The 24,091-nt window shown below is 45.2% G+C and carries 22 protein-coding genes and 1 riboswitch; of the genes, 19 read left to right on the forward strand and 3 right to left on the reverse strand.

From position 1 onward, the window contains the following. The first annotated feature begins 23 nt into the window (after positions 1 to 23). The 8 genes from ACFVQB_RS33015 to ACFVQB_RS33050 all read left to right on the forward strand — a co-directional run bounded on the left by ACFVQB_RS33015 (position 24) and on the right by ACFVQB_RS33050 (position 7,948). The gene (locus tag ACFVQB_RS33015) at positions 24 to 1,067 is read left to right on the forward strand and encodes a hypothetical protein (RefSeq protein WP_379449524.1); all 1,044 of its coding nucleotides are present in this window, start codon (positions 24 to 26) and stop codon (positions 1,065 to 1,067) included. A gap of 132 nt (positions 1,068 to 1,199) precedes the next feature. After that, on the forward strand, positions 1,200 to 2,750 hold the full coding sequence (locus tag ACFVQB_RS33020) for an ABC-F family ATP-binding cassette domain-containing protein (RefSeq protein WP_379449414.1): 1,551 nt from the start codon (positions 1,200 to 1,202) through the stop codon (positions 2,748 to 2,750). 64 nt (positions 2,751 to 2,814) lie between these two features. Next, positions 2,815 to 2,924, forward strand: a riboswitch (TPP riboswitch). A gap of 235 nt (positions 2,925 to 3,159) precedes the next feature. Beyond that, positions 3,160 to 3,834 (forward strand): thiamine phosphate synthase, encoded by a 675-nt coding sequence (locus ACFVQB_RS33025; RefSeq protein ID WP_379449417.1) that lies wholly within the window; start codon positions 3,160 to 3,162, stop codon positions 3,832 to 3,834. 4 nt (positions 3,835 to 3,838) lie between these two features. Continuing rightward, positions 3,839 to 5,068, forward strand: coding sequence for a glycine oxidase ThiO (gene thiO / locus ACFVQB_RS33030; RefSeq protein WP_379449419.1), 1,230 nt, complete (start codon positions 3,839 to 3,841; stop codon positions 5,066 to 5,068). Continuing rightward, positions 5,065 to 5,268, forward strand: a complete 204-nt coding sequence (thiS, locus tag ACFVQB_RS33035; RefSeq protein WP_379449422.1) for a sulfur carrier protein ThiS — start codon at positions 5,065 to 5,067, stop codon at positions 5,266 to 5,268. Before thiO ends, thiS begins: the two co-directional genes overlap by 4 nt. 3 nt (positions 5,269 to 5,271) lie before the next feature. Further along, positions 5,272 to 6,039 (forward strand): thiazole synthase, encoded by a 768-nt coding sequence (locus tag ACFVQB_RS33040; protein ID WP_379449424.1) that lies wholly within the window; start codon positions 5,272 to 5,274, stop codon positions 6,037 to 6,039. Continuing rightward, positions 6,036 to 7,085 (forward strand): MoeB/ThiF family adenylyltransferase, encoded by a 1,050-nt coding sequence (locus tag ACFVQB_RS33045; protein ID WP_379449428.1) that lies wholly within the window; start codon positions 6,036 to 6,038, stop codon positions 7,083 to 7,085. The genes ACFVQB_RS33040 and ACFVQB_RS33045 overlap by 4 nt, the downstream gene beginning before the upstream one ends. 173 nt (positions 7,086 to 7,258) lie before the next feature. After that, a complete protein-coding gene (locus ACFVQB_RS33050) occupies positions 7,259 to 7,948 on the forward strand; it encodes a winged helix-turn-helix domain-containing protein (protein ID WP_379449431.1) in 690 nt (229 codons plus the stop codon). Positions 7,949 to 8,083: 135 nt separating this feature from the next. On the opposite strand, the gene ACFVQB_RS33055 is transcribed toward ACFVQB_RS33050, so the two are convergent. Further along, positions 8,084 to 8,584, reverse strand: coding sequence for a C40 family peptidase (locus ACFVQB_RS33055; RefSeq protein WP_379449434.1), 501 nt, complete (start codon positions 8,582 to 8,584; stop codon positions 8,084 to 8,086). Positions 8,585 to 8,866: 282 nt separating this feature from the next. Further along, positions 8,867 to 9,508 carry a thiamine diphosphokinase gene (locus ACFVQB_RS33060; protein ID WP_379449437.1) on the reverse strand — a complete coding sequence of 214 codons (642 nt, stop codon included), beginning with the start codon at positions 9,506 to 9,508 and terminating at the stop codon, positions 8,867 to 8,869. 188 nt (positions 9,509 to 9,696) lie between these two features. On the opposite strand from ACFVQB_RS33060, the gene ACFVQB_RS33065 reads away from it, so the two are divergent. Continuing rightward, a complete protein-coding gene (locus ACFVQB_RS33065; protein ID WP_063563197.1) occupies positions 9,697 to 10,365 on the forward strand; it encodes a trimeric intracellular cation channel family protein in 669 nt (222 codons plus the stop codon). Position 10,366: 1 nt separating this feature from the next. Further along, on the forward strand, positions 10,367 to 10,831 hold the full coding sequence (locus ACFVQB_RS33070; RefSeq protein ID WP_379449440.1) for a low molecular weight protein-tyrosine-phosphatase: 465 nt from the start codon (positions 10,367 to 10,369) through the stop codon (positions 10,829 to 10,831). Positions 10,832 to 10,994: 163 nt separating this feature from the next. Here the strand turns inward: ACFVQB_RS33070 and ACFVQB_RS33075 are convergent, their stop codons facing one another. After that, on the reverse strand, positions 10,995 to 11,729 hold the full coding sequence (locus ACFVQB_RS33075; RefSeq protein WP_379449443.1) for an alpha/beta hydrolase: 735 nt from the start codon (positions 11,727 to 11,729) through the stop codon (positions 10,995 to 10,997). A 255-nt stretch (positions 11,730 to 11,984) separates the two neighbouring features. On the opposite strand from ACFVQB_RS33075, the gene pdhA reads away from it, so the two are divergent. The 9 genes from pdhA to ACFVQB_RS33120 all read left to right on the forward strand — a co-directional run bounded on the left by pdhA (position 11,985) and on the right by ACFVQB_RS33120 (position 24,026). Beyond that, complete coding sequence (gene pdhA, locus ACFVQB_RS33080) at positions 11,985 to 13,052, forward strand: pyruvate dehydrogenase (acetyl-transferring) E1 component subunit alpha (RefSeq protein WP_053780908.1); 1,068 nt, start codon at positions 11,985 to 11,987, stop codon at positions 13,050 to 13,052. A gap of 105 nt (positions 13,053 to 13,157) precedes the next feature. Next, entirely contained in the window at positions 13,158 to 14,135 is a 978-nt protein-coding gene (locus ACFVQB_RS33085; protein WP_379449447.1) for an alpha-ketoacid dehydrogenase subunit beta, read from the forward strand. 175 nt (positions 14,136 to 14,310) lie between these two features. Further along, a complete protein-coding gene (locus tag ACFVQB_RS33090) occupies positions 14,311 to 15,624 on the forward strand; it encodes a dihydrolipoamide acetyltransferase family protein (protein ID WP_063562830.1) in 1,314 nt (437 codons plus the stop codon). Between the two features lie 3 nt (positions 15,625 to 15,627). Further along, positions 15,628 to 17,043 (forward strand): dihydrolipoyl dehydrogenase, encoded by a 1,416-nt coding sequence (gene lpdA, locus ACFVQB_RS33095; RefSeq protein WP_024630356.1) that lies wholly within the window; start codon positions 15,628 to 15,630, stop codon positions 17,041 to 17,043. 285 nt (positions 17,044 to 17,328) lie between these two features. Next, positions 17,329 to 18,123, forward strand: a complete 795-nt coding sequence (gene thyA / locus ACFVQB_RS33100) for a thymidylate synthase (RefSeq protein ID WP_379449452.1) — start codon at positions 17,329 to 17,331, stop codon at positions 18,121 to 18,123. Positions 18,124 to 18,178: 55 nt separating this feature from the next. Next, positions 18,179 to 18,667 (forward strand): dihydrofolate reductase, encoded by a 489-nt coding sequence (locus ACFVQB_RS33105; protein WP_379449455.1) that lies wholly within the window; start codon positions 18,179 to 18,181, stop codon positions 18,665 to 18,667. Positions 18,668 to 19,293: 626 nt separating this feature from the next. Continuing rightward, the gene (locus tag ACFVQB_RS33110; RefSeq protein WP_024633996.1) at positions 19,294 to 20,781 is read left to right on the forward strand and encodes a glutamate synthase subunit beta; all 1,488 of its coding nucleotides are present in this window, start codon (positions 19,294 to 19,296) and stop codon (positions 20,779 to 20,781) included. 303 nt (positions 20,782 to 21,084) lie between these two features. Then, the gene (fur, locus tag ACFVQB_RS33115; protein WP_024633997.1) at positions 21,085 to 21,552 is read left to right on the forward strand and encodes a ferric iron uptake transcriptional regulator; all 468 of its coding nucleotides are present in this window, start codon (positions 21,085 to 21,087) and stop codon (positions 21,550 to 21,552) included. A 125-nt stretch (positions 21,553 to 21,677) separates the two neighbouring features. Then, positions 21,678 to 24,026, forward strand: a complete 2,349-nt coding sequence (locus ACFVQB_RS33120) for a type IA DNA topoisomerase (RefSeq protein ID WP_379449459.1) — start codon at positions 21,678 to 21,680, stop codon at positions 24,024 to 24,026. Positions 24,027 to 24,091: the final 65 nt, after the last annotated feature.

Consider the following 24,091-nt stretch of genomic DNA (forward strand, 5'->3'; position numbering starts at 1 on the left):
AAAAAGATGGAGCGCCGTGTGCGATGAAAGTCGCACGCACGGTGCGGAGAAGGGGAAAAGGCGGTGATCATATCAAATCCTTACCTATTTCTATTGATCTATCCATTGTGTTTGTGCTTATCTTTTTACCTATATTTTGGGTTATTTCTCACAATACGGACAACGCCCAAGAGGCTCAATATTTAAGCAATCGATATAAGATGGCACTTCAGACTGCTGTACTGGATGCAGGGGCTGTGATGCATCAAAATGAAAAGCAAAACGATGAAGCAGGGTATGATTCAACCAAATTTGTTAAAGCGGACAGAGAACTTGCCTTGACTACGTTTACCCAAACAATGGCGCTAAATATGGGGATTCAGGATGATCCTGCTGCTATACGGGCCATGTTTAATTACATTCCTGCAATGGTCGTGTTGGATTATGATGGTTACTATATTTTGGCGAACGAAACAGAAATGACCGGAAATCTTGAAGATTCATTCCGGCAAGTTTGGAGTCCCAAAAAGCCCTATACATATTCTGATTCAAATGGTAGCAGTATTAATTTCACACTCGATGGGTATGTTTATGCCTATGACGCAGGTTTGGGCAAGTGGGTGGAGGGATTCCAGAAAGAACTGGCCTCCAGCACGCAAATCCCTCTGCTTCAGAATGCCGAGACGTTTGAGCAGGTCAGACGAAGCCGGATCGTGACTAGTGTGCAGAAAGATTTGGCAGATGTTATTAACCGGCATAATGAGTTTGCTAGAAGGAATGGTGTTTCCTATACCTTTACCATGCCTTTAATTTCACAGGAAGACTGGTACAATTCGATTAATGACACGGGGCTTATGGCTTTTATTCAGGGGATACCTGTAGGTAACCAAAAGATTAACAATTATGCCATTGGTGGTGGCAGACTGGTGAAGAAAACAGCGATCGTTGGCGGAGTTGATCCGGTAAGTGGAATAAAATACTTTTACCCTTCCACATGTAACAATGGTTACAGAGCCGAAGAAGTGTTTACAAATGCCAAACAAGCGGCAGCGCAAGGGTATTTTGAGTATAACTGTTCCATAAATTAATGGCAGTTTGTTTGTAATATAAAAGCGAGGTTGCATGAGATGTTTACATTACTTTCAGAAAAGGCGACACCTGTGCTAAAATAGGGTTTCGGAACGATAGTAATGTCCAATAGATAGGAGCAACCTCATCTTATGAGTTTATTGTCAGTAGAGAACGTGAGTCACAATTTTGGAGACCGCACGTTATTTAAAAATGTATCTTTTCGTTTACTTGCCGGAGAGCGTGTAGGCCTTGTTGGTGCTAATGGTGTGGGCAAGTCCACACTGATGAACATCCTTACCGGAAAATTGTTAAAGGACGAAGGGAAGGTCGAATGGACCCCCAAAGTTCGTTATGGATATCTGGATCAGCATACCAAGCTCACACCTGGAAAAACGATTCGTGATGTGCTTAAGGATGCGTTCCTGCCCTTGCTGGAGCTGGAAAAAGAAATGATGTCCATCACGGATCAGATGGCAAACGCCGATCCGGACAAGCTTGAATTGTTGCTGGAAGAAATGGGTGACATTCAGGAGCAATTGGAGCAAGGTGACTTTTATCTGATTGATGTGAAAGTGGAAGAGATGGCAAATGGACTGGGCTTGTCCGCCATCGGTCTGGATCGTGACGTGGCCGCGCTTAGTGGTGGTCAACGTACGAAGGTATTGCTTGCCAAGCTCTTACTGGAGAAACCAACTGCTCTTCTGCTGGATGAGCCGACGAACTATCTTGATGTGGAACACATTGAATGGCTGACGCGTTACCTGAAGGATTACCCGTATGCGTTTATTCTGATTTCGCATGATACGGAGTTTATGAATGAGGTCGTTAACGTTATTTATCATCTAGAATTCGCCAAGTTGACGCGTTATGCAGCGAACTATAACAAATTCCTTGAAATGGCCGACATGAATAAGGCGCAGCATATTGATGCTTATGAGAAACAGCAGGAATATATCAAGAAGCAGGAAGATTTCATTCAGCGGAACAAAGCCCGCGCTTCCACTTCCGGTCGTGCCAAGAGCCGTGAGAAGCAGCTCGGCAAGATTGAACGGATCGATCGTCCGGATGAAGCGGCCAAACCAACTTTCAAATTCAAGGATGCTCGGGCGAGTAGTAAAACCGTCTTTGAGGGTATTGATTTTGAAATTGGATATTCGTACGCATTATTGCCTAAAATGACGATGACGATTGAGCGTGGTGAGAAAATTGCCATTGTCGGCTGTAACGGTGTAGGTAAATCCACACTGCTCAAGACTATCTTGGGAAAAATTCCACCAATCAGCGGTAAGACCTTCCTGGGTGACTATCTGGAAACAGCCTATTTCGAACAGGAAGTACGAGCAGGAAACATTACCCCGATCGAAGATGTGTGGAACGAATTTTCTCATCTGACACAGAATGAAGTCCGGGGGCATCTCGCACGTTGTGGATTGAAAAATGAGCATATCACCCGTCCGCTTAACGCACTCAGTGGTGGTGAACAAGCCAAAGTTCGTTTGTGTAAGCTTCTGATGCGTGAAAGTAACTGGATTTTGTTCGATGAGCCTACAAACCATTTGGATGTGACGGCGAAAGCAGAGTTGAAACGTGCCTTGCAAGAATTCAAGGGTACCGTGCTGCTCGTATCCCATGAACCTGAATTTTATGAAGGTTGGGTTACCAAAAAGTGGGATGTTGAAGCTTGGTCCGAGAAACAATAACGTAATAAATGGAAATGTACGGTGACAAAAAAAGGTGTCTATGGTAACATAGGCTACAGCTTCATATGAACACTAGGGGGGTCGCACGATGCGGCTGAGATGGAAGAATGCGATTCCGGACCCTTTGTACCTGATCTGGATCATACCAGCGTAGGGAAGTGGCGCGTTTCAGCTAATGACAAAGGGCGTTATCGATGACTTTGCGATATTGCCTGCAAGATGAATCATGCGGTTTCTAAGTATACAGCGTTGCGGCTATGTTGGTTTTTTATAGTTGATATGCGTTATGTATAGAGTAATTGCATGCGACAGTCATTCAGTTGATCCATGAATTTTAAATTCGTGGCCACTCCCCTACGGGAGTGGCTTTTTTTGTTGTTTATATCAGCTTAAATCATGCAAGAGGAGGGTGAACAGGACGGAAATCTTCCACGAACATGTAACAACACGATCATTCGAACTGCATGTGGTTTCACCAGGTACAGGAGATATGAACTCTTTTCTGAATATTGCCAAGGATGTATGGCGATGGGTCGATTATATCCACATTCGGGAAAAAAAGCTGCCCCTTGAACAACAGATGTTTTGGGCGCAAAGCCTTAAAACACGAGGTGTCCCATCTAACCGAATCATTATGAATGGCTTAAATCAACTGGATCAACATGCGTTGCTTGGTGGTGTGCATTGGGGACAAGCAGTTATTCGGAACTACGATAAGGATGTGTTGAGGAGAAACGATCGGCTTCGGGTAGGGATATCGGTTCATTCTTTGGAAGAGGCAAAAGTTGCAGAAGAACAGGGAGCGGATTATCTCTTTTATGGGCATGTCTATGCTTCAAATAGTAAACCAAATTGCGAACCCAGAGGGCTTAGTGCGTTAGCTGAGGTATGCTCTAATGTTTCGATTCCCGTGATCGCGATTGGCGGGATTAGACCTGAGAATGTTGCTGCCATTCGAACTGCTGGTGCCAGAGGAGCGGCTGTGATTTCAACGATTTGGACGAACGATAAGCCGGAACTGGCTGTAGCTTCATTGCGACAGGCAATCACGGATTCAGAGAAGTACGCCGAACCAAGGAGATGAGACCATGAGAGAGGAAGCAAGAAGCCGAAGCAGGAATCGTTCAGGATATCATTCAGGAACAGTATCCAGGAGTAAAGTTGGAGCGGAAATTCGAGGCAAGCTTTATGCAGAGACCATTATTGTAGGCGGAGGAGTTATCGGTTGTGCCATCGCATGTGAACTCGCTACGCGTGGTCATGAAGTTCTTCTGGTTGAGCGTGCGCGGATCGCTGGAGGAACTTCCTGTGCAGCCGCCGGGATGCTTGCTGCTGACAGTGAGGAATTCACTCATGCTGTGATGGCAAAGCTTGCGCGGCAGAGCAGAGCTTTGCTTCATGAGCAGAAGGAACGAATCAGTTCGCTTAGCGGAGTGGAAATGGGGCTGCAACAGCATGGCTTTATTACTCCTTTCCGTTCATACAGGGAGGTCAGCAGTTACAAAAACAATCGATCGTCTACCTTATCAACAGAACATATTTGGTGGGATCGTATCGCTGTCCAACAGGAAGCTTCATGGTTAAACAGGGATACGTATGGAGCATATTACAGGCCTTCCGAGAGCGAGGTTCTTCCTGTCAATTTAACGCAGGCTTATGTCAGATCTGCTCAAGCCATGGGTGCGAGGGTGATGGAAGGTGTACAGGATGTCCGTTTGCATACGGATGTGAATGGAGTGCAAGGGATTGAGACTTCAATAGGAACGATGACATCGAGAAATGTCATTATTGCTACAGGGTTACATGGTGAAGAATTGATGAGACATGTTGGTCTGAAATCCCCTGTTTTACCAGTGAAGGGGGAGATTGCAGCCGTGCAGTTTTCACCCCACCATGCCGGGTACAGGCCTGACAAAACGGTGTATGCAGAGGATATATATATTGTCCCCAAAGCTAATGGAGAAGTATGGATCGGTGCAACAAGCCTTCCTGGAAGAACAGATATGAAAGTTTCGGTGCAAGGCATTCAGAAGCTGCTTGCAGCTGCAACAAACTGGGTACCTGGCATGAAGGAAGCACATTTTATCCGAGCGTGGGCTGGTGTCCGTCCTTCAACTCCGGATGGACTGCCGTATGTGGGGGCTTGTGAAAGTGTTCCAGGTTTATTCGCTGCTTTTGGACATTATCGTAACGGCATATTGCTTAGTGCGATTACAGCTAGCCTCATGGCTGACTTGATTGGTGGCAAAACCTCGGAAGAACTGGAGATTCAGGACCTTTGTCCAGAACGTTTGAACATAAAGGAGATGTTGCAGTGAACATCATTGTCAACGGACAAACCATGCAAATTGAAGATAACTTAAATCGTGTGGACAAATTGCTCCATTCATTTAATTTGCAAGTGAAAACCGTCGTGGTTGAATTGAATCGGCAAATTTTAACGCGGGAATATCATGAAACGACGGCGTTAAGAGACGGAGATCGGATTGAAATTGTACATTTTGTGGGAGGCGGTTGAATCATGTTGAGGATTGGAAATTATACGTTTGAGTCTAGATTGCTTCTGGGTACAGGCAAATTTTCGGAATTGGAAGTGCAGAGCCAGGCGGTTGAAGCCTCAGGTACGGAAATATTAACGTTTGCAGTTAGACGATTAAATCTGGAAGATCGCAACAAACAGCATTTTCTGGACACACTGGACTTGAAAAGGTATACCCTTCTTCCTAATACAGCGGGTGCTTCAACAGCAGAGGAGGCTGTGCGAATCGCTGAACTTGCCCGAGCTTCAGGACTTTGTGATATGATAAAAGTAGAAGTTATCGGCGATGGAATCACATTGCTTCCTGACCCGATTGAAACCTATAAAGCTTGCGAAATCTTGCTTGAAAAGGGCTTTACGGTACTGCCTTATATCTCGGACGATGTTATTCTGGCCAAGCGATTGCAACTACTCGGCGTACATGCTGTTATGCCTGGGGCTTCACCCATAGGGGCGGGAAGAGGGATTATTAATCCCTATAATCTGGAGATTATTATTGAACAAGCCGTCGTTCCTGTTATTGTGGATGCAGGACTTCGAGCACCTAAAGATGCTGCTCATGCGATGGAGCTGGGAGCTGACGGTGTATTGTTGAATACGGCTGTCTCCGGATCCGGAGATCCGGTGAAGATGGCGAAGGCAATGCGAATGGGGGTTGAAGCAGGCAGACTGGCATATGAGGCAGGCATGATTCCCGTTAAGCGCTATGCAGCAGCGAGCAGTCCGGCGGAAGGAATGGTTCATACATGACTAATCAGACACGATCTTCTGAACAGGCAGACCGCTATTCCAGACAGGAACGGTATGCACCTATCGGTAAGGAAGGTCAGCGTAGATTGAATAACAGCAGAGTATTAATTGTTGGAGCGGGCGCGCTAGGTACGGGCATTGCTGAAACGCTGGTTCGTTCAGGAATTGGCCATATTACCATTGCAGATCGAGATTATGTGGAGTGGAGCAACCTTCAGCGACAGCAATTGTATATAGAACAAGACGCCATTCAGCGAATGCCCAAAGCGATGGCAGCAAAGAAGCGCCTATCTGACATTAATTCTACTATTGAGGTTGTAGGCAAAGTGATGGATGTCAGAGTAGACGAGCTGGAGGAACTGATTCAGAACGCAGACTTGATCATGGATGCCACAGATAATTTTGATACCCGGCTATTAATAAATGATATGTCTCAAAAGTATCGTATTCCTTGGATTTACGGCGGATGTGTGGGCAGTTATGGAATTACCTACACATTTCTGCCTGGCGAAACACCTTGTTTAAACTGTTTGTTGGGTGAGGTTCCGTTAGGTGGGGACACCTGTGATACGTCAGGCATTATCCCTCAGGCGGTGCAGATGGTTACAGCTAATCAGACTGCGGAAGCGATGAAGTTTCTCAGTGGTAATTCAGATGCACTGAGACGCAAGTTGTTATCATTCGATGTGTGGAGAAATGAATACATATCCATTAACGTCGACGGTGCCCGAAAAGAAGATTGTCCTTCCTGCGGAGCAAAGGCTAACTATCCGTACCTCTCTGCCTCCAATCTGGCAAAAACAGACGTATTATGTGGCAGGGATACGGTACAGATTCGCCCTTCACGGCGGATGAATCTGGATCTACAGCATACGGCTGATCGCCTTGGCAAGCTGGATGAAGGCCACGTGGAGGCTAATCCGTTTTTGGTTTCTTTTACAACTGGAGCGCACAGGATGGTCATCTTTCAGGATGGTCGCGTTCTGGTTCATGGAACAAAAGACACGGCGGAGGCGCGTACGCTGGTTCACCGGTACTTTGGTTAGAGAAAAAATAAATGATTGTTCCGAGTCCGTTCCTTCCGGGAATGGACTTTTTCATTTTACGGCATGATAAACATACAACAATGCTGCGATGCACAATGGTCACAAGGATGTGGGGACCCAGTGTAATTGAAATCAACAAATGTAGCAGCGTATAAGACAGGCCGGGTGAAAAAATGAAAACATCCATATTACTGGTTGGCAGGGGCGATCTGGTTTCTTTTATTCAAGGAATACTGTGTGCTGAAGGGTATCAAGTCGAGCAAATGGAATGGACAGATCTGAACCGTATTTCTGAACTAACACTCACGAATCTCAATATGATCATATTAATGAATGAAGGATGTAATGAAGATACCCTGAAACATGGATTAGAGTCTTTCGTACACATAGGAGTCACTTCTCCATTATTTGTGATAACCCCCAAGATATCGCCTGAATTGATTGTGGAATTACTCGATTATGGCGCTAATGATGTGATGGAAGCACCTATTCACGGTAATGTGTTGATGGCCAGAATACGGAATCTTTTACGTGTATTCTCGCATGCTTCACAGGAAGATGAAGAAGTCATTGTAGTGCATGATCTCAAGGTGAATCTGCGTTCACGTCGCGTGAGTCGTGCAGGTGAATATCTGGTATTAACACCGAAAGAATACGAATTGCTGGAGTTTCTGGCTCGTCATGTGAACGAAGCGTGTCCCCGGAGCGTTATTTTAAGGGAAGTATGGGGATATGATTTTGCAATGGATACCAATGTAGTGGATGTGTATATCAAACATTTACGGGTGAAGGTGGATAAGGGGAGGAGTGTTAAATTAATTCATACCGTTCGTGGAGTCGGTTATATGCTTTATACTAAATAAAAGAGGTTGTATCGCCGAACTCAGTGCCTGTTTTCCACATAACTCCTATTTGGACAGAGAACTTCATTGGGTAAACATAAAAGGACCGGATCATCAGATCCGGCCCCACTCGCTTCGTTATTTTCGGAATATGAGCTACAGTACGCGACGAGCTTTAATATATGTTTTTTTCCAGTTCCCCGAGTTCAAGTCGGAGAGAGTAACACCTGGCGAGCCGTACGTGTGAAGAACTTTTCCGTCTCCTGCATATACTCCTACGTGAGTAATATTGGAGCCTGTGGAGCGACTACCGCTGGAGAAGAAGAGCAGATCTCCCACTTGCAGATTAGCTTTGGAAACAGCTACACCTTCTTGGGATTGCTTAACGGATGTACGTGGCAAGTCTACACCATACTTTTTGAAGATGTATTTCATAAAAGAAGAGCAGTCAAAATTCTTGGTTGTAGAAGTTGACGCGCCAAATTTATATGGAGTTCCTGTAAAGGTTTTACCATAGTTCACGATTTGTTGTCCTGTGGATACAGAAGCGCTTGCTGCCTGTGCAACAGGTGCATTAGTCATTAATACAGCTCCAAAACCTAGTGTAGCGCACAACCCGACGGTTACGGCCTTTTGGACAAAGATGTTTGTTTTCATGTGAGTACCTCCAAAATTCGTTTTCGTTTAGTTGCTAGAGCGAGTATAACAGCTTTGTAACAGCCTAGAAATTGGATGGAACCTGATCATCCCTACGGCCGCAACGGTTTGGGTTTGTTTATTAAAATACCATTAAAAATGTCAAAAAATTAATCATTGACGAAACCTGAATGTTACAAATACAGAAAAGACCCTTGATATATCAAGGGTCTTTGTTGTTTTATACGCTTATTTTTAATCTAAATCATAGGTTACAAAAACGTAATAAGTATAGGCGGAAGGTTAATCTTTGCTCTGAATAATGAGTAATAACCCACTATCGATCGAGACGGTGCCAGACTTTCCAAGCAGTTTGTTGCTAATCCCCAAAGATTGTCCCATGCGTATAGTGGCTTGATCTAGCGGGTACATGAAACCTTCCAGCGTAATACCTGTTACTTCATTAGTAAGTGGGAGCAGGGAGATGTACTCATATCCACGGTCTTCCACAAAAGCTTCGGAGGTCGTTAACATCATATAATTGTGTTCATCCTGCAGAGTACAGGAAATATGATGCTGCATAGCGCGGACCATAATATGTACGTTAGCCAGTGTATGATCCATGCGTGTGCCCGTTGCGCCCAACATAAGAATGTCAGTAGGCTCAAGATCCAATGCTGTTTCAAATGCCATCTCTGTATCCGTCAAATCCTTATGCACAGGATCGCAGGTGATTATTCGTTCGCTGTTATCTCGTACACTCTCCCGTTCCTGCTCGGTAATGGAATCAAAATCTCCTACTGCAATATGTGGCTGAATCCCATGTTCGATTAAGAATAACGCCCCACGATCGGCTGCGATAATGATGTCATCCTTACCGATTTCATCTAAAAATTGAGGAGAGAGGTTTCCGCCTGTAAAAATAACAATTCGTTTCTGAGTCATTCTATTTCATCCTTCCTAATCAATAAAGAAACAATTCACTTCTAACTTAAGGTGTTAGTATGGTGCAAAAATCATTCACTAAACCAGTATAATCCACAAAATGTGGTTGCACAATTTCAGCCTGCGCGGATACAATGGGTAGAGCGACATGGAGATGACTTGAAAAGTGAGGTTTGAACAGGTTGGACTTGCACATTTTTGAAGTATTCAGCATTATAGGTACCATTGCGTTTGCAATGTCCGGAGCTTTCGTGGCAATGGAAGAGGAATATGATATTTTGGGCGTGCTGGTACTGGGGCTCGTGACCGCATTTGGAGGCGGAGTCATTCGTAATGTTCTCATTGGTGTACCCGTAACCATGCTGTGGAGCCAGGGAATGCTGATTATGCTCGCCCTAATATCTGTGGCGATTGCGTTTGTACTACCTCTTAAGTGGATTGGTCACTGGAAGCGGACAGAAGCGCTATTCGATGCGATTGGACTTGCAGCTTTTGCGATTCAAGGGGCGTTGTACGCGGCCAATATGGGACATCCCATTAGTGCGGTTATTGTAGCCGCAGTGATGACCGGTATAGGCGGAGGGATCATTCGTGATCTGCTGGCAGGCAGGAAGCCCCTGGTACTGCGCGATGAAATTTATGCCGTGTGGGCAATAACAGCTGGTTTTGCCATTGGTATGGGATGGTTCACAACGAACGTTGGACTGTTAATATGTTTCGCCGCAGTTGTGTTCTTCCGGATGTGTTCTGTTCATTATAAATGGAAGCTGCCCCGTCGTTCTCTGGTACAAACGGAGAGTGTGAAACCTCAGACAGCACCAGCGCCACTTAACCGCACCTTGAGTAAGGGGGAATAACATGATTAACGTTTTGTTTGTATGTTTGGGCAACATATGCCGCTCACCGATGGCTGAGGCTGTCCTCCGTCATAAAGTGAGTGAAAGAGGACTTGATCAGCAGATTTCGGTGGACTCAGCAGGTACAGGAGACTGGCATGTTGGCAAACCTCCGCATGAGGGGACTCGAACATTGCTTGATTCATATCAAATTTCTTATGCCAATATGGCGGCAAGACAATTTGGGAGTGCGGACTTCACACATTTTAATTACATTATATGCATGGATGATTCCAACGCAGCTAACGTAAGAAGTGTAACAGGTGGTGAGGATGCGGAAATTATCAAGATGATGGATCTGCTGCCGGACGAGACGCTCCGTGAAGTACCTGACCCGTATTATACGGGGAATTTTGAAGAAGTGTACAGGCTGGTTGATGCAGGCTGCGACGTGTTGCTAGATCGGATTGAAAGGAACATTCTTTAATATAACAATCGGTGATGTTTTCTAGGAATGACAAGTGTGATATAAAAGAAGAAGCCGGAATGGACAAGCAGGAAAACCTGCTTCTTTTTTGAGTGTTAATGTAAGCGGTATCATGCCATTATAAAACAAAAGCGGCATTTCAGCCGCCTGTTCAATGATCGAATTAATTTTCCTGAAGAAAGTAAAGCAATGCTTCCGGCAGTTCCTTCTGCCAGAATCCCCATTGGTGATGCCCGTCTTTCTCCTGATAGGAGACGAGTGCACCTCGTTTTTCCAGCAAATCACGGGTATCCCGGTTTAATTGAACAAAATCATACGTGCCGGTATCGGCTTCAAAGGCAGTCTCCTGCAAACCAACAATCATCCAGATCGACAACCAGGACAAGTCTTCAGCAGCAGCGTAGATTTCCTGGGAAGCTGTGTAGTAAGCTCCAGACATACTGATGACACGTGTGAACAGGTCTGGATAGAGCAGAGCAAGATGAAGCGAGACGCTGCCACCCAGAGAGTCGCCAGCAAGTACACGTTCCTGCGGAGAGCGGCGCACAGGATATTTCTCTTCTACATAGGGAATAATCTCTTCAGCGAAGCATGAGGTATATGCCTTGAACCGATCGCCGAAAGGGGCGTATTCCTGAGTTCTTACTGACACGTCAACCTGAACTCCTACTATAATGAAAGGTTCGGCTCCCTCGTCGAGAATGATACGGTTGGCAGTGGTGGCGATGCGTCCAAAGTTAAAAAATTCTTCACCGTCCTGACAATAAACGACAGGGTAAGATAACAATTCGTTATAGCCTGGGGGGAGATAAATTCGTAGTGTGCGCTTCTCTCCGAGATAGCGGCTCTCAATCTCTTCCTTTACAATCGTGCGTTTCAAATAGCGGGAATCCGTCATAAAACGTCACCTTTCTCGGTAAATTTTTGCATTCGACCGCGCAATACGGTAAGATTAATCTTGTGCGGGGATAGGTCAAATACGCAAACATGTATTATGCTGTTATACCAATATTAAGCCCCTGTTATACATACAATCCGAAAGGAAACATAAAAAAATTACGGATATCTTTGACGTATGCAGTGAAACAGGTGTATAATAATATTATAACAGCGGAACTTGATATTCAAATTTTTTGTTGAGGTGAAGAAAAAAATGAGCAAGGTTCCTTATGAAGTATATACGGAGGATGTAGAAGCTCTGTCCGTGCTGTCTCCTGACGGCGAAATCGTTAACAAAGACATGATGCCTAAACTTTCCGACGATCAATTAAAAGAAATTATGTACCGCATGGTATTTACCCGTACGTGGGATGACCGTGCAGTAAACCTGGGCCGTCAAGGTCGTCTTGGTTTCTATGCTCCAGTATCTGGTCAAGAAGCTACAATGGTTGGTAGTGAATTTGCAATTGAAAAAGAAGACTTTGTATGTCCTGGCTATCGCGACATTCCGCAACTCGTGTGGCATGGACTTCCTCTTTATCAAGCGTTCCTGTACTCCCGTGGACACCAACATGGTGGACAAATTCCGGATGGCGTTAATGTATTGATGCCGCAAATCATCATTGGTGCACAAATTCTGCACGCAATGGGTATTGCTATGGGTTACAAATTGAAGAAACAAAAACAAGTGGTAATTACGTACACAGGTGATGGTGGTTCTTCAGAAGGTGACTTCTATGAAGGTCTGAACTACGCTGGTGTTTACAAATTGCCTGTTATTTTCTTCGTGCAAAACAATGGTTATGCCATCACAACTCCTTTTGCCAAACAAACGGCAGCTCTGTCCATCGCTCACAAAGCGGTAGCAGCAGGTATCAAAGGTGTTAAAATTGACGGTATGGACATCTTCGCAGTTATCAAAGCGGTTCAGGAAGCTGCTGAACGTGGTCGCAACGGCGAAGGCGCTACTCTGATCGAAGCAGTAACTTACCGTTTCCGTCCTCACTCCCTTTCTGACGATGCTTCCAAGTATCGTACAAAAGAAGAAGAGGCAGAATGGAATGCTAAAGATCCAATCGCACGTTTTGCTAAATATCTGGAGAAAAAAGGTCTTTGGACTGAAGAAGATACAGCACGTGTGAAAGAAGAAGCAAAAGCAAAAGTGAACGAAGAGATCAAAAAAGCGGAAAAAACCGAGAAAATGACGATTTCAGGCTTGATCGACAGCATGTTCGAACAAACGCCTAAGCACTTGGAAGAGCAAAAAGCTGATTTCCAATAAGTTTTTTCCGATAAAGCATAAACATCCGGGACGGGTTCCGGTGTCCCGGTATACATGTATGAATTCAAATGTGAACTGTCAATGTTTAAGGAGGAAATGAAGCAAATGGCACAAATGAACATGAAAGAAGCAATCCGTGATGCGCTTCGCGTTGAGTTGAAACGTGATCCTAACGTTCTGCTTTTCGGTGAAGACGTAGGTAATGTAGGCGGCGTTTTCCGTGTAACGGAAGGTCTGCAAAAAGAGTTTGGCGAAGAGCGTGTATTTGATACTCCACTCGCTGAGTCCGCTATTGGCGGTCTGGCTGTAGGTTTGGGTGTTCAAGGTTTCCGTCCGGTTGCCGAGATCCAATTCGTTGGTTTTATCTTCGAAGCCCTTGACCAAATGGTAGTTCAAGCAGCTCGTATGCGTTTCCGCTCCGGCGGTAAATATAATTCTCCAATCGTATTCCGTACACCATTCGGTGGCGGTGTAAAAGCGGCAGAATTGCACACAGATTCCCTTGAAGGTCTGCTTACACAAACTCCGGGTATCAAAGTGGTTGTTCCTTCTAACCCTTACGATGCAAAAGGTCTGATGATCGCTTCTATTCGCGATAACGACCCTGTATTTTTCATGGAGCACTTGAACTTGTACCATGCATTCCGTGCAGAAGTACCTGAAGAAGATTATACAGTTGAGCTGGGCAAAGCGAACATTGTTCGTGAAGGTTCTGATGTAACTATCATTACTTACGGTATGATGGTTCACACTTCTGTGAAAGCAGCAGAAGAGCTCGAAAAACAAGGAATTAAAGTTGAAGTTATCGACCTTCGTACGGTTAGCCCGATCGACATCGATACAATCGTTGCTTCTATTAAGAAAACAAACCGTGCAATTGTTGTACAGGAAGCTCAAAAGAGCGCAGGTGTTGCAGCTGAAGTCATTGCCCAAATCAATGAAAAAGCAATCCTGCACTTGGAAGCACCGGTTCTGCGTGTAGCTGGTCCGGATACTGTATATCCATTTGCACAAATCGAAGATACATGGCTTCCTAACCCAGCGCGTATCGTTGCTGCGGTTAACAAAGTCGTAAATTTCTAATTTAATCATCTGACATGCCGCAAGGCGCAGTATGGTGATCCACACCGCAGCGCAAGCTGCACTGTAAACAGCCATTAGCCCCTTGAGTAACAGTTTATTGCACTAGCAGTAACGGTTGTTTCTTGGAGTTAAGGGTTGTTTTCAGGATTGAGACATAATCAAGGAGGTTTTTCAGTTGGCTAAATTTGAATACAAATTCCCTGAACTGGGCGAAGGCCTTCACGAAGGCGAAATCATCAAGATGCACATCAAAGTCGGTGACAAAGTAACTGACGACGACATCATCATGGAAGTACAGAATGACAAAGCGGTCGTTGAAGTACCTTGTCCGGTTAACGGCACAGTAACAGAAGTATTCGCAAAAGATGGCCAAGTTTGCCACGTTGGCGAAGTTGTTGCAATCATCGACGCTGAAGGCGAGCTTCCAGAGCAAGACGACGCTCCTGCAGGCGAGCAAGAAAAAGATGCAGCCCAAGGCGGAGCTGACACAAGCGGTTCTTCCGCAGCAGCTTCCAGCTCGGATGCAGCTAAAGAAGGCGGCAACAACAGCGTTCCGGCAGTACCTGCCAAAGACGTTCTGGCAACACCAAGCGTGCGCAAATTTGCTCGCGAACAAGGCGTAGACATCGCTCAAGTTAACGGTACTGGCAACAACGGTAAAGTTACCAAAGAAGATGTTGAATCCTTCAAAAACGGTGGCGGTTCTTCCGCAGCGGCATCTTCCGAAGCTCCGGCTCAAGAAGAGAAAAAATCCGCAGCACCAGCAGCTGCAGCAGCTGATCAACGTGTGGAAGAAGAACGTGTACCATTCAAAGGTATCCGTAAAGCGATCTCCAATGCGATGGTTAAATCGGCTTACACAGCACCTCACGTTACAATCATGGACGAAGTGGACGTAACTGAATTGGTTGCTTTCCGTACTCGCATGAAACCTATCGCTGAGAAAAAAGGTACAAAAGTAACTTATCTGCCATTCATCGTTAAAGCTCTGGTTGCAGCTTCCCGTGAGTTCCCAGCATTGAACGCTATGATCGATGAAGAAGCTAATGAAATTGTATACAAAAAATACTACAACATCGGTATCGCTACAGATACAGACAACGGCTTGATCGTTCCTGTTATCAAAGATGCTGATCGTAAATCCATCTGGATGATCGCTGATTCCATTCGTGATCTGGCAGCTCGTGGCCGCGATGGCAAATTGAGCGCGAACGAAATGAGAGGAAGCACAATCTCCATCAGTAACATCGGTTCTGCTGGCGGTATGTTCTTTACTCCGATCATCAACTTCCCTGAAGTTGCAATTCTCGGAACTGGACGCATCAGCGAAAAAGCCGTTATCAAAAATGGCGAAGTTGTTGCAGCACCTGTAATGGCTCTTTCCCTGAGCTTCGACCACCGTATCATTGATGGCGCAACAGCACAAAACTTTATGAACTACATTAAACAGCTGCTCGCTAACCCTGAGCTGCTTGTTATGGAGGTGTAAGATATGGTAGTAGGCGACGCTTCTCTCAATATCGACACATTAGTAATTGGTGCGGGTCCTGGTGGCTATGTAGCTGCCATCCGTGCTGCTCAACTGGGCCAAAGCGTATTGATCGTAGACAAATCCGAGCTGGGTGGCGTTTGTTTGAACCGTGGATGTATTCCATCCAAAGCCCTGATCTCGGCTGCACACCAATATGAGTCTGCATTGCACGGCGAAGCTTTTGGTATCTCTGCTGAGAACGTAAAAGTGGACTTCAGCAAAACTCAAGAATTCAAAAACGGCGTTGTTAAGAAAATGACTGGCGGCGTAGCTGGTTTGCTCAAAGGCAACAAAGTTGAAGTTTTCAACGGTGAGTGCATGTTCATCAACGAAAACGAAGCTCGTGTATTCAATGATCACGAGTCTCCACGTTACAAATTCAAAAATGCAATCATTGCAACAGGTTCCCGTCCAATCGAGCTGAAACCTTTCCCGTTTGGCGGACGCATTCTGTCTTCTACAGAAGCTCTGAATTTGCCTGAAGTTCCAAAAAGCATGATCGTTATCGGTGGCGGTTATATCGGTGCTGAGCTTGGTCAAATGTACTCCAAATTCGGTGCAAAAGTAACAATCATCGAAGGTTTGGATACTGTACTGCCAGGTTTCGATAAAGACATGACTAGCCTCGTAGCTAAAAACATGAAGAAAACAGGCATCGAAATCGTAACGGGTGCAAAAGCTGAAAGTGCTGAGCAAACGGATAAAGATGTAACTGTTAAATATTCTGTAAATGGTGAATCCAAAGAAGTAACTGCAGATTACCTGCTCGTTACTGTTGGACGTCGTCCAAATACAGACGGAGAGCTTGGTCTGGACCTGATTGGCGTAGACGTTGACGAGCGTGGATTTGTCAAAGTTGATCACCAAGGCCGTACTAGCATTCCTCACATCTTTGCAATTGGTGATATCGTATCCGGTCTGGCACTTGCCCACAAAGCTTCTTATGAAGGTAAAGTGGCTGCTGAAGCGATCGCAGGACAACCATCTGTAGTTGACTACAAATGTATGCCGGCAGTTGTGTTCACAGATCCTGAGTGCTCCAGCGTAGGTTACACTGAGAAAGAAGCTAAAGAAAAAGGCTACAAAGTAAAAGCTGGCAAATTCCCTTATGCGGGTAATGGCCGTGCTGTATCTTTGAACCACGCTGAAGGCTTCGTGAAAATCGTTGCTGACGAAGAAAGCGGCCTCGTGTTGGGTTGTCAAATCGTAGGTCTGGAAGCTTCCAACCTGATTGCTGAGCTTGGCCTCGCAATTGAAATGGGTGCAACTCTGGAAGATTTGGCGCTGACTATTCACGCTCACCCTACTTTGGGCGAAATCGTGATGGAAGCTGCGGAACTGGTTATGGGTCACCCGATCCACATCATTTCCCGCTAATATCGTCTTAGCTTCGGATTCGTCCGGCATTATACGTAAATCAAGAAGGGATGGATAACGTGTTACAGCGTTGTCTGTCCCTTTTTTTATGTGAACAACTAAATTGAGAGCCTGTTAATCATGCAATCAGAAGCTCAATGTGGTACACTGGAACAACCAATATGACAGCATAGAGCTTAGGTCGATGCTGCTTTCAAATAAGGCAAATTGGAACAAACACAAGTTATGTGAATGTTCTTGTTTGTTTTTATTGCTATGAAATTAGAAGTGCGAGGGGAATATAATTTGAAAAACTATCTCGATTTATTACAGGATATCCTGGATACAGGCGTGCATAAGGGAGATCGCACCGGAACTGGAACACAGTCGGTATTTGGCAGACAGCTCAGATATGATCTATCCGAAGGGTTCCCGCTGGTAACAACCAAGCGAATTCATCTGAAATCAGTCATTCATGAGTTGTTGTGGTTCTTGAGCGGGGATACGAATATATCCTATCTGAAGGAAAACGGTGTGAAGATCTGGGACGATTGGGCCGACGAAAATGGTGATTTGGGTCCGGTATATGGATCACAATGGCGTACTTGGGAAGCGCCAAACGGGGAGAAGATTGATCAGATTGCTGCCGTTATTGATTCGATTAAAAACAATCCGGATTCGCGGCGTCACCTCGTTAGCGCCTGGAATGTGGCGGAGATTAACAACATGAAATTGCCTCCTTGTCATTTCGCGTTTCAGTTCTACGTGGCTGAGGGTAAACTATCGTGTATGCTTACCATGCGTTCTGTAGATACGTTCCTCGGGCTGCCATTTAATATTGCCAGCTATGCGCTCCTGACACATATGATTGCCCAGCAGTGTGATCTTGAAGTGGGAGAGTTCATCTGGTCCGGTGGGGATGTACACATCTACTCGAACCATGTGGAACAGGTGAAAACGCAGTTGGAGCGTGAGCCATATGCGTTGCCTAAGTTGGTAATCAAGCGCAAGCCGGATTCCATTTTCGATTATACATTTGATGATTTTGAGTTTGAGAACTATCAGTATCATCCGGGTATTAAAGCTCCGATTGCAGTTTAAGTGCGTGATTTTGAACAACCTCTAAACAGACACGGATTGAAGGAGTGTGTAATCTTTGAGTATTGAACTTGTATGGGCGATGGGCGAGAATGGCGTTATTGGATTGAACAATTCCATTCCGTGGCGTTTGCCTAAAGATATGGCCTTTTTCAAGCAGCGTACGATAAACAAAACGATTATTATGGGACGGAATACATGGGAGTCCTTTGGAGGCAAGCCGCTTCCGCAACGTCGGAATATTGTCGTAACAAGAGATCTGAACTACCAAGCGAATCAGGCTGAAGTGGTGCATACGATTGAAGAAGGTCTGGAAGTTACAAAAGGCGAAGAGCTTTGCGTCATTGGCGGCTCCCAGATCTATCGTGAGTTTTTGCCGCTCGCAGATCGTCTGGTGGTGACCAAAATTCATGAGAATTTTGAGGGGGACACCTTTTTCCCGGAAGTGGATTGGTCGGAGTGGGAGCTAACAGAACAGATTGAAGGCGAGCAAGATGAAAAAAATGTTTATGCATATACATTTGAGTTCTATGAACGAAAACGGTAAGAGGGACATAAGATAAAGTAGAAGAGCCCAAAACTTACGCTATAAACGAAATATAGGGGCGCTGATTTACGAAATATTCGTGAACAGCGTCTTTTCTTTTAAAATTAAAATGAAATAATTGTGGAATGACATATAAATAACATAAATATGACGTTAAATTAACGAAAAAATGAATGTAATACATAGCCGCTAATCACTCTATGGTGAAAAAGTATAAAAATTGTAGGGTTTCACCGTTGTAAAGTCCTAAAATCGGATATTGTTCGGATCTGGTAGCGTAAAACAGCAAAAAAGGTTGTTTTTAATGGTAAATTACCTTACATTTAAATGACGTTTCTGCCATTTTTTCATTCATTAAACGCCTGGTGTTGTACAGCCACACCTTAGAAATAACCAATTTAAGGGTATTGACCATGGGTAGACATGGACGATATGATGTATAAAATACAAATAATTATGCGGATAATCCATTTAATATTCGCCAAGCAAAGTGCTACTATAATTGAAATATCTTCGAGAAGATTTTGTGATACAATATACAAAAAACTCAAACATGAGTAATCCATTTCATATAGAACCATGCAGATGAAGGGATTAAGACAAGAACGGATGGGGGAAAACGTAAGATGTCTACACCTACTGGATTTATGGAATACAAACGGCAGCTGCCTGCGGACCGCCAACCAGCGGAGCGGGTTAAGGATTGGGAAGAGTTTCATAAACATATGGCTGAAGAAGAGCTCAGAACACAAGGTGCACGATGCATGGATTGTGGTACCCCGTATTGCCATACAGGTATAGATATGACTGGCGGAACATCGGGCTGCCCTGTGCATAACCTGATTCCAGAATGGAATAATCTGGTTTATCGTGGTTTGTGGAGAGAGGCGCTTGATCGTCTGCACAAAACGAATAATTTCCCTGAGTTTACAGGTCGTGTCTGTCCTGCTCCTTGTGAAGGATCATGTACAGTGGGACTTATCGGTGAACCTGTAACCATCAAAACGATTGAAGAAGCGATTATTGAAAAGGGTTTTGAAGAAGGATGGGTTGTTCCCCAGCCTCCGGAGAAACGTACGGGTAAACGGGTAGCAGTTGTAGGTTCAGGTCCTGCGGGACTGGCTACGGCAGCTCAGTTGAACAAAGCAGGTCACTCGGTTACGGTATACGAGCGCTCCGATCGTGTCGGCGGTTTGCTGATGTATGGTATCCCTACGATGAAATTGGATAAAAACGTCGTTCAGCGTCGTGTTGATTTGCTGGAAGCAGAAGGCATTCAATTTGTAACAAATACGGAGATCGGTAAAGATATTGCTGCGCAGCAACTGGTGGATGATTATGATGCCGTTGTCCTGTGCGGTGGTGCAACCAAACCACGTGAGTTCAACATTGAAGGCAGTGACTTGAAAGGCGTGCACTACGCCATGGATTTCCTGAATGGCAGCATCAAAAGTTACCTGGACTCCAACCTGGAGGATGGCAACTACCTGTCAGCACAGGACAAGGATGTTATCGTCATCGGCGGCGGAGATACAGGTTCCGACTGTGTAGCTACATCGCTTCGTCATGGTTGTCGAAGCATTACACAATTTGGTACACATACTCAGGCCCCTATGGAACGTGATCGCATTAACAACCCATGGCCGCAGTTCCCGAACGTATATACTCTTGATTATGCACAAGAAGAAGCGAAAGCACTGTTTGGTGACGATCCACGTGAGTTCTCGATCATGACGACCAAATTTGTGGGTGATGACGAGGGGAATCTCAAAGAACTTCACACCGTTCAAATTGAGCGTATTGTAGATGAGACGGGACGTAAAATCTATCAGCCGATTCCGGGTACAGAGCGCGTCTTCCCAGCTCAAATGGCCATGATTGCTATCGGTTTTGACGGACCGGAACAGACTCTGGTGGAACAACTTGGACTTGCAACAGATCGTCGTACCAACGTTAAGGCACGTTACGGCAAATACAATACCAATGTGGATAAAGTATTTGCAGCAGGTGACATGCGTCGTGGTCAAAGTCTGGTTGTATGGGCAATTAATGAAGGCCGTGAAGCTGCCCGTGAAGTGGACAAATACTTGATGGGTGCTACAGTTCTCGTATAATGACTTAATGAGCCGCATATGGATATGGATTTGCAATTTTTGAATAAGATATATAAATGATACAACAAAACTCTCGCAATTAGCGGGGGTTTTTTGTTGTTTTTATGATAACATGGGACGTTCAACTACAATTATTTTAGACAACTGTGAGGTATAGCATTGCTTTTTATCTCATGAAGATTTATTATTATATTATAATTATTATAAATAAGAGGCGTAATCACACTTAATGAAAAACTACACGAATTGTGAAATTATAATATCCGGAGGTGCGACTTTATGGCAAGTAACCGGGTCAAATCCATTTCAGAACAGATTGATGACATTAAAAAACAATTGGTTGCAAAAGGATATAAGCTGACACAGCAGCGAGAAGTTACGGTACGTGTATTGCTTGAGCATGAAAAGGATCATTTTAGCGCAGAAGAAGTATTTTTGCTGGTCAAGGAACAATTTCCCGAGATTGGCCTAGCTACCGTATATCGTACGCTTGAACTGCTTAGTGATCTTCAGGTCGTGGAAAAGATTAATTTTGGGGACGGTGCTGCGCGCTTCGACCTGCGAAGTACGGACGGCTCACATCACCATCATCATTTGATTTGCACAGAGTGTGGCACTGTGGAAGAGATCATGGAGGATGGCTTGCTTCGTTTGGAACAACAAATCGAGCGTCAGTACGGCTTTGCCGTTACAGACCATCGGCTTGATTTTCAGGGCGTATGCAAAGAGTGCAGAGCGAAGCAGGCTTTGAATGAACAGGCAGCAGGATAAATCCAATAGGGAGGATGCTCCCGCAAACAAAATCTGATATAATAAGTTTTAGAAGCAAGGGGCTTCCGTGGGCGGAAGGCCCCTTTTTGCCGTCATCTGGACGGTGAAGGAGGAGAGATGGACGGATGAAGACACTGGTTATTGCGGAAAAGCCCGACATGGGCCGAACCATTGCCGCCGTCATAGAACCAAGAGCCAAGAACAATCGCAATTATTTGGAAGGTGAGCATTACATTATCACCTGGGCGATTGGTCATCTATTGGGACTTGCTGAACCGGATGCCTATGATTCAAAGTACAAGCGCTGGAATATCGGCGACCTGCCGATCATTCCGGATCAGTTTAAGATTGTGCCTAACCCCAGAACGAAAGATCAACTGAAAATGATCGGAGAACTTGCGAAAAGGGCATCGGCCATCGTTAATGCTTGTGATGCAGGGCGAGAGGGACAGTATATTTTTGCCTTAATTCAACAACAGTTGAAGCTGCGTCAGCCTGTCAAACGTCTGTGGATATCGGATCTGACCGCTGAGAGTATTAAACGTGGTTTTGACGGTTTGAAAGATGCCTCGGAATTTGAGAATTTGACCCATGCTGCCAGGGCTCGTAGTGAAGCGGACTGGCTGATTGGCATGAATGCATCACGGGCTTTCACCACCAGACATAATGCCTTACTTTCTGTAGGCCGGGTGCAGACTCCGGTACTGGCCTTGATCTATGATCGGGAAATCGAGATTGAAGCGTTCCAGTCCCAGACCTTTTATGAAGTAGCCGCATGGTTTCGTCAGGAAGGAGTGGAGTACAGGGGATTACGTCAAGGGGACAAGCTGACCGACCCCGCCGTTGCTGAATCGATTGCGACCAGTGTGAAGGGGGAAACGGGACAGATTACCAAGTACGAAGCAAAACAGACCAAGGAGTATCCATATCGGTTGTATGATTTGACCCTTTTGCAGCGTGAAGCAAATGCCAAGTATGGATATGGGGCGAAGAAATCGTTGGATATCGCACAGGCGCTTTACGAGAAACATAAGGTGATCTCTTATCCACGGACAAATTCAAACTATGTTACGGAACAGAATATTGAAGGTATGCACAAAACGCTGAATCTGCTTAAAAATGGACCCTATAGTGAACTGGCGCAAGGAGCGAAACCTGAACTCGTTCATAAAAATAACAAGGGTGTATGTAACCCGTCCAGAGTTGAGGATCACCATGCGATTTTGCCTACATTGAAACGACCGGGTACGTTATCCAAGGATGAACAGAATATCTATGATCTGATCGTAAGACGTTTCTTATCCCATTTCTATCCGCCAGCAGAGTATAAGCAGCATACCGTGCTCACTGACGTTGAGAAGCACCAGTTCAAGACATCTGTGAAAGAACTGCTCTCGTTGGGTTGGAAAGTAGTGCTGGGATCTTCAGATCAGGAGCAGACAGGCAAGAAAAAGACAAAGAAAAACAGCAACGAAGAAGAGGAAGCAGAGGAATGGACAGATAAGGCATTTGCTGTTCAACCTGAATTGCCTGTTCAATGTACCAAGAGTGAATTCAAGGAGAAGGCGACACAGCCTCCCAAGAGTTATACTGAGGGAACGTTGCTAAAAGCAATGGAGAGTGCAGGGAAACAGATCGAGAATGAAGAGCTGCGTGATGCAATGAAAGACAGTGGACTGGGTACACCAGCGACTCGTGCGGCAACGATCGAACGACTTAAAAACGTGGGTTACATTACGATGCAGGGTAAAAAGATGCAACTGACGTTGAAGGGTCGGACAGCCATTGAATTGATCCGCAAAGCCGGCGTAGATTTGTTAACCTCGCCTGAAATGACGGGGCAGTGGGAAAGAAGATTGTACCAAATTTCCAAAGGTGAAGCGGGCCAGGACAAGTTTATGGAGAACGTCAAAAAATTTACGATGTCCATCATTGATAAAGTACGTGTGCAGGCACCGGCACCAGCGGATGCTTTTGGGGAAGATACACGTGGGGGGCGGGGTAAAGGCAAGGGAGCCAAAGCCCAGAGAACCAACACCAGAACAACTTCTGCCAAGACTCCAGGTCCTGCCGCGGTTACCAGTACAGGTTCGAAGACTTCACGTCAAACGTCGGGAGCTTCATCCAGAATTGCCAGTGTTGCGAATGCGACGGCGCAAAAGCAATCTTCGAATTCGTCGGGCCAGGGCGTTCGTGAAACGTTGGCATCCTGTCCATCACCGGGTTGCACCGGTCAGATTATTGAAGGCAAGAAAGGTTATGGCTGCACACGTTTCAAGGAAGGCTGCGGGTTTGTCATTTGGAAAGAGTACGTCGGCAAAAAAATTACTAGTACGATGTTAAAAGCGTTGATTGAAAAGGGGAGTACTCAGGTACTGGCTTTTAAACGAAAAGACGGAAGTACGGTGAAGGCGCGTATTATTTTGCAAGATAAGGCAACAGGCAAACTATCTGCGGAAAAGCAGGATGCATAAGCTTATAGGATGTAAAGGCTTTAAGAAGAACGTGAAGCCTGGTATACCAGCCTCAATTTAAATGA

It is taken from the genome of Paenibacillus sp. NPDC057886 (assembly GCF_042796655.1).
GTDB lineage: Bacteria > Bacillota > Bacilli > Paenibacillales > Paenibacillaceae > Paenibacillus.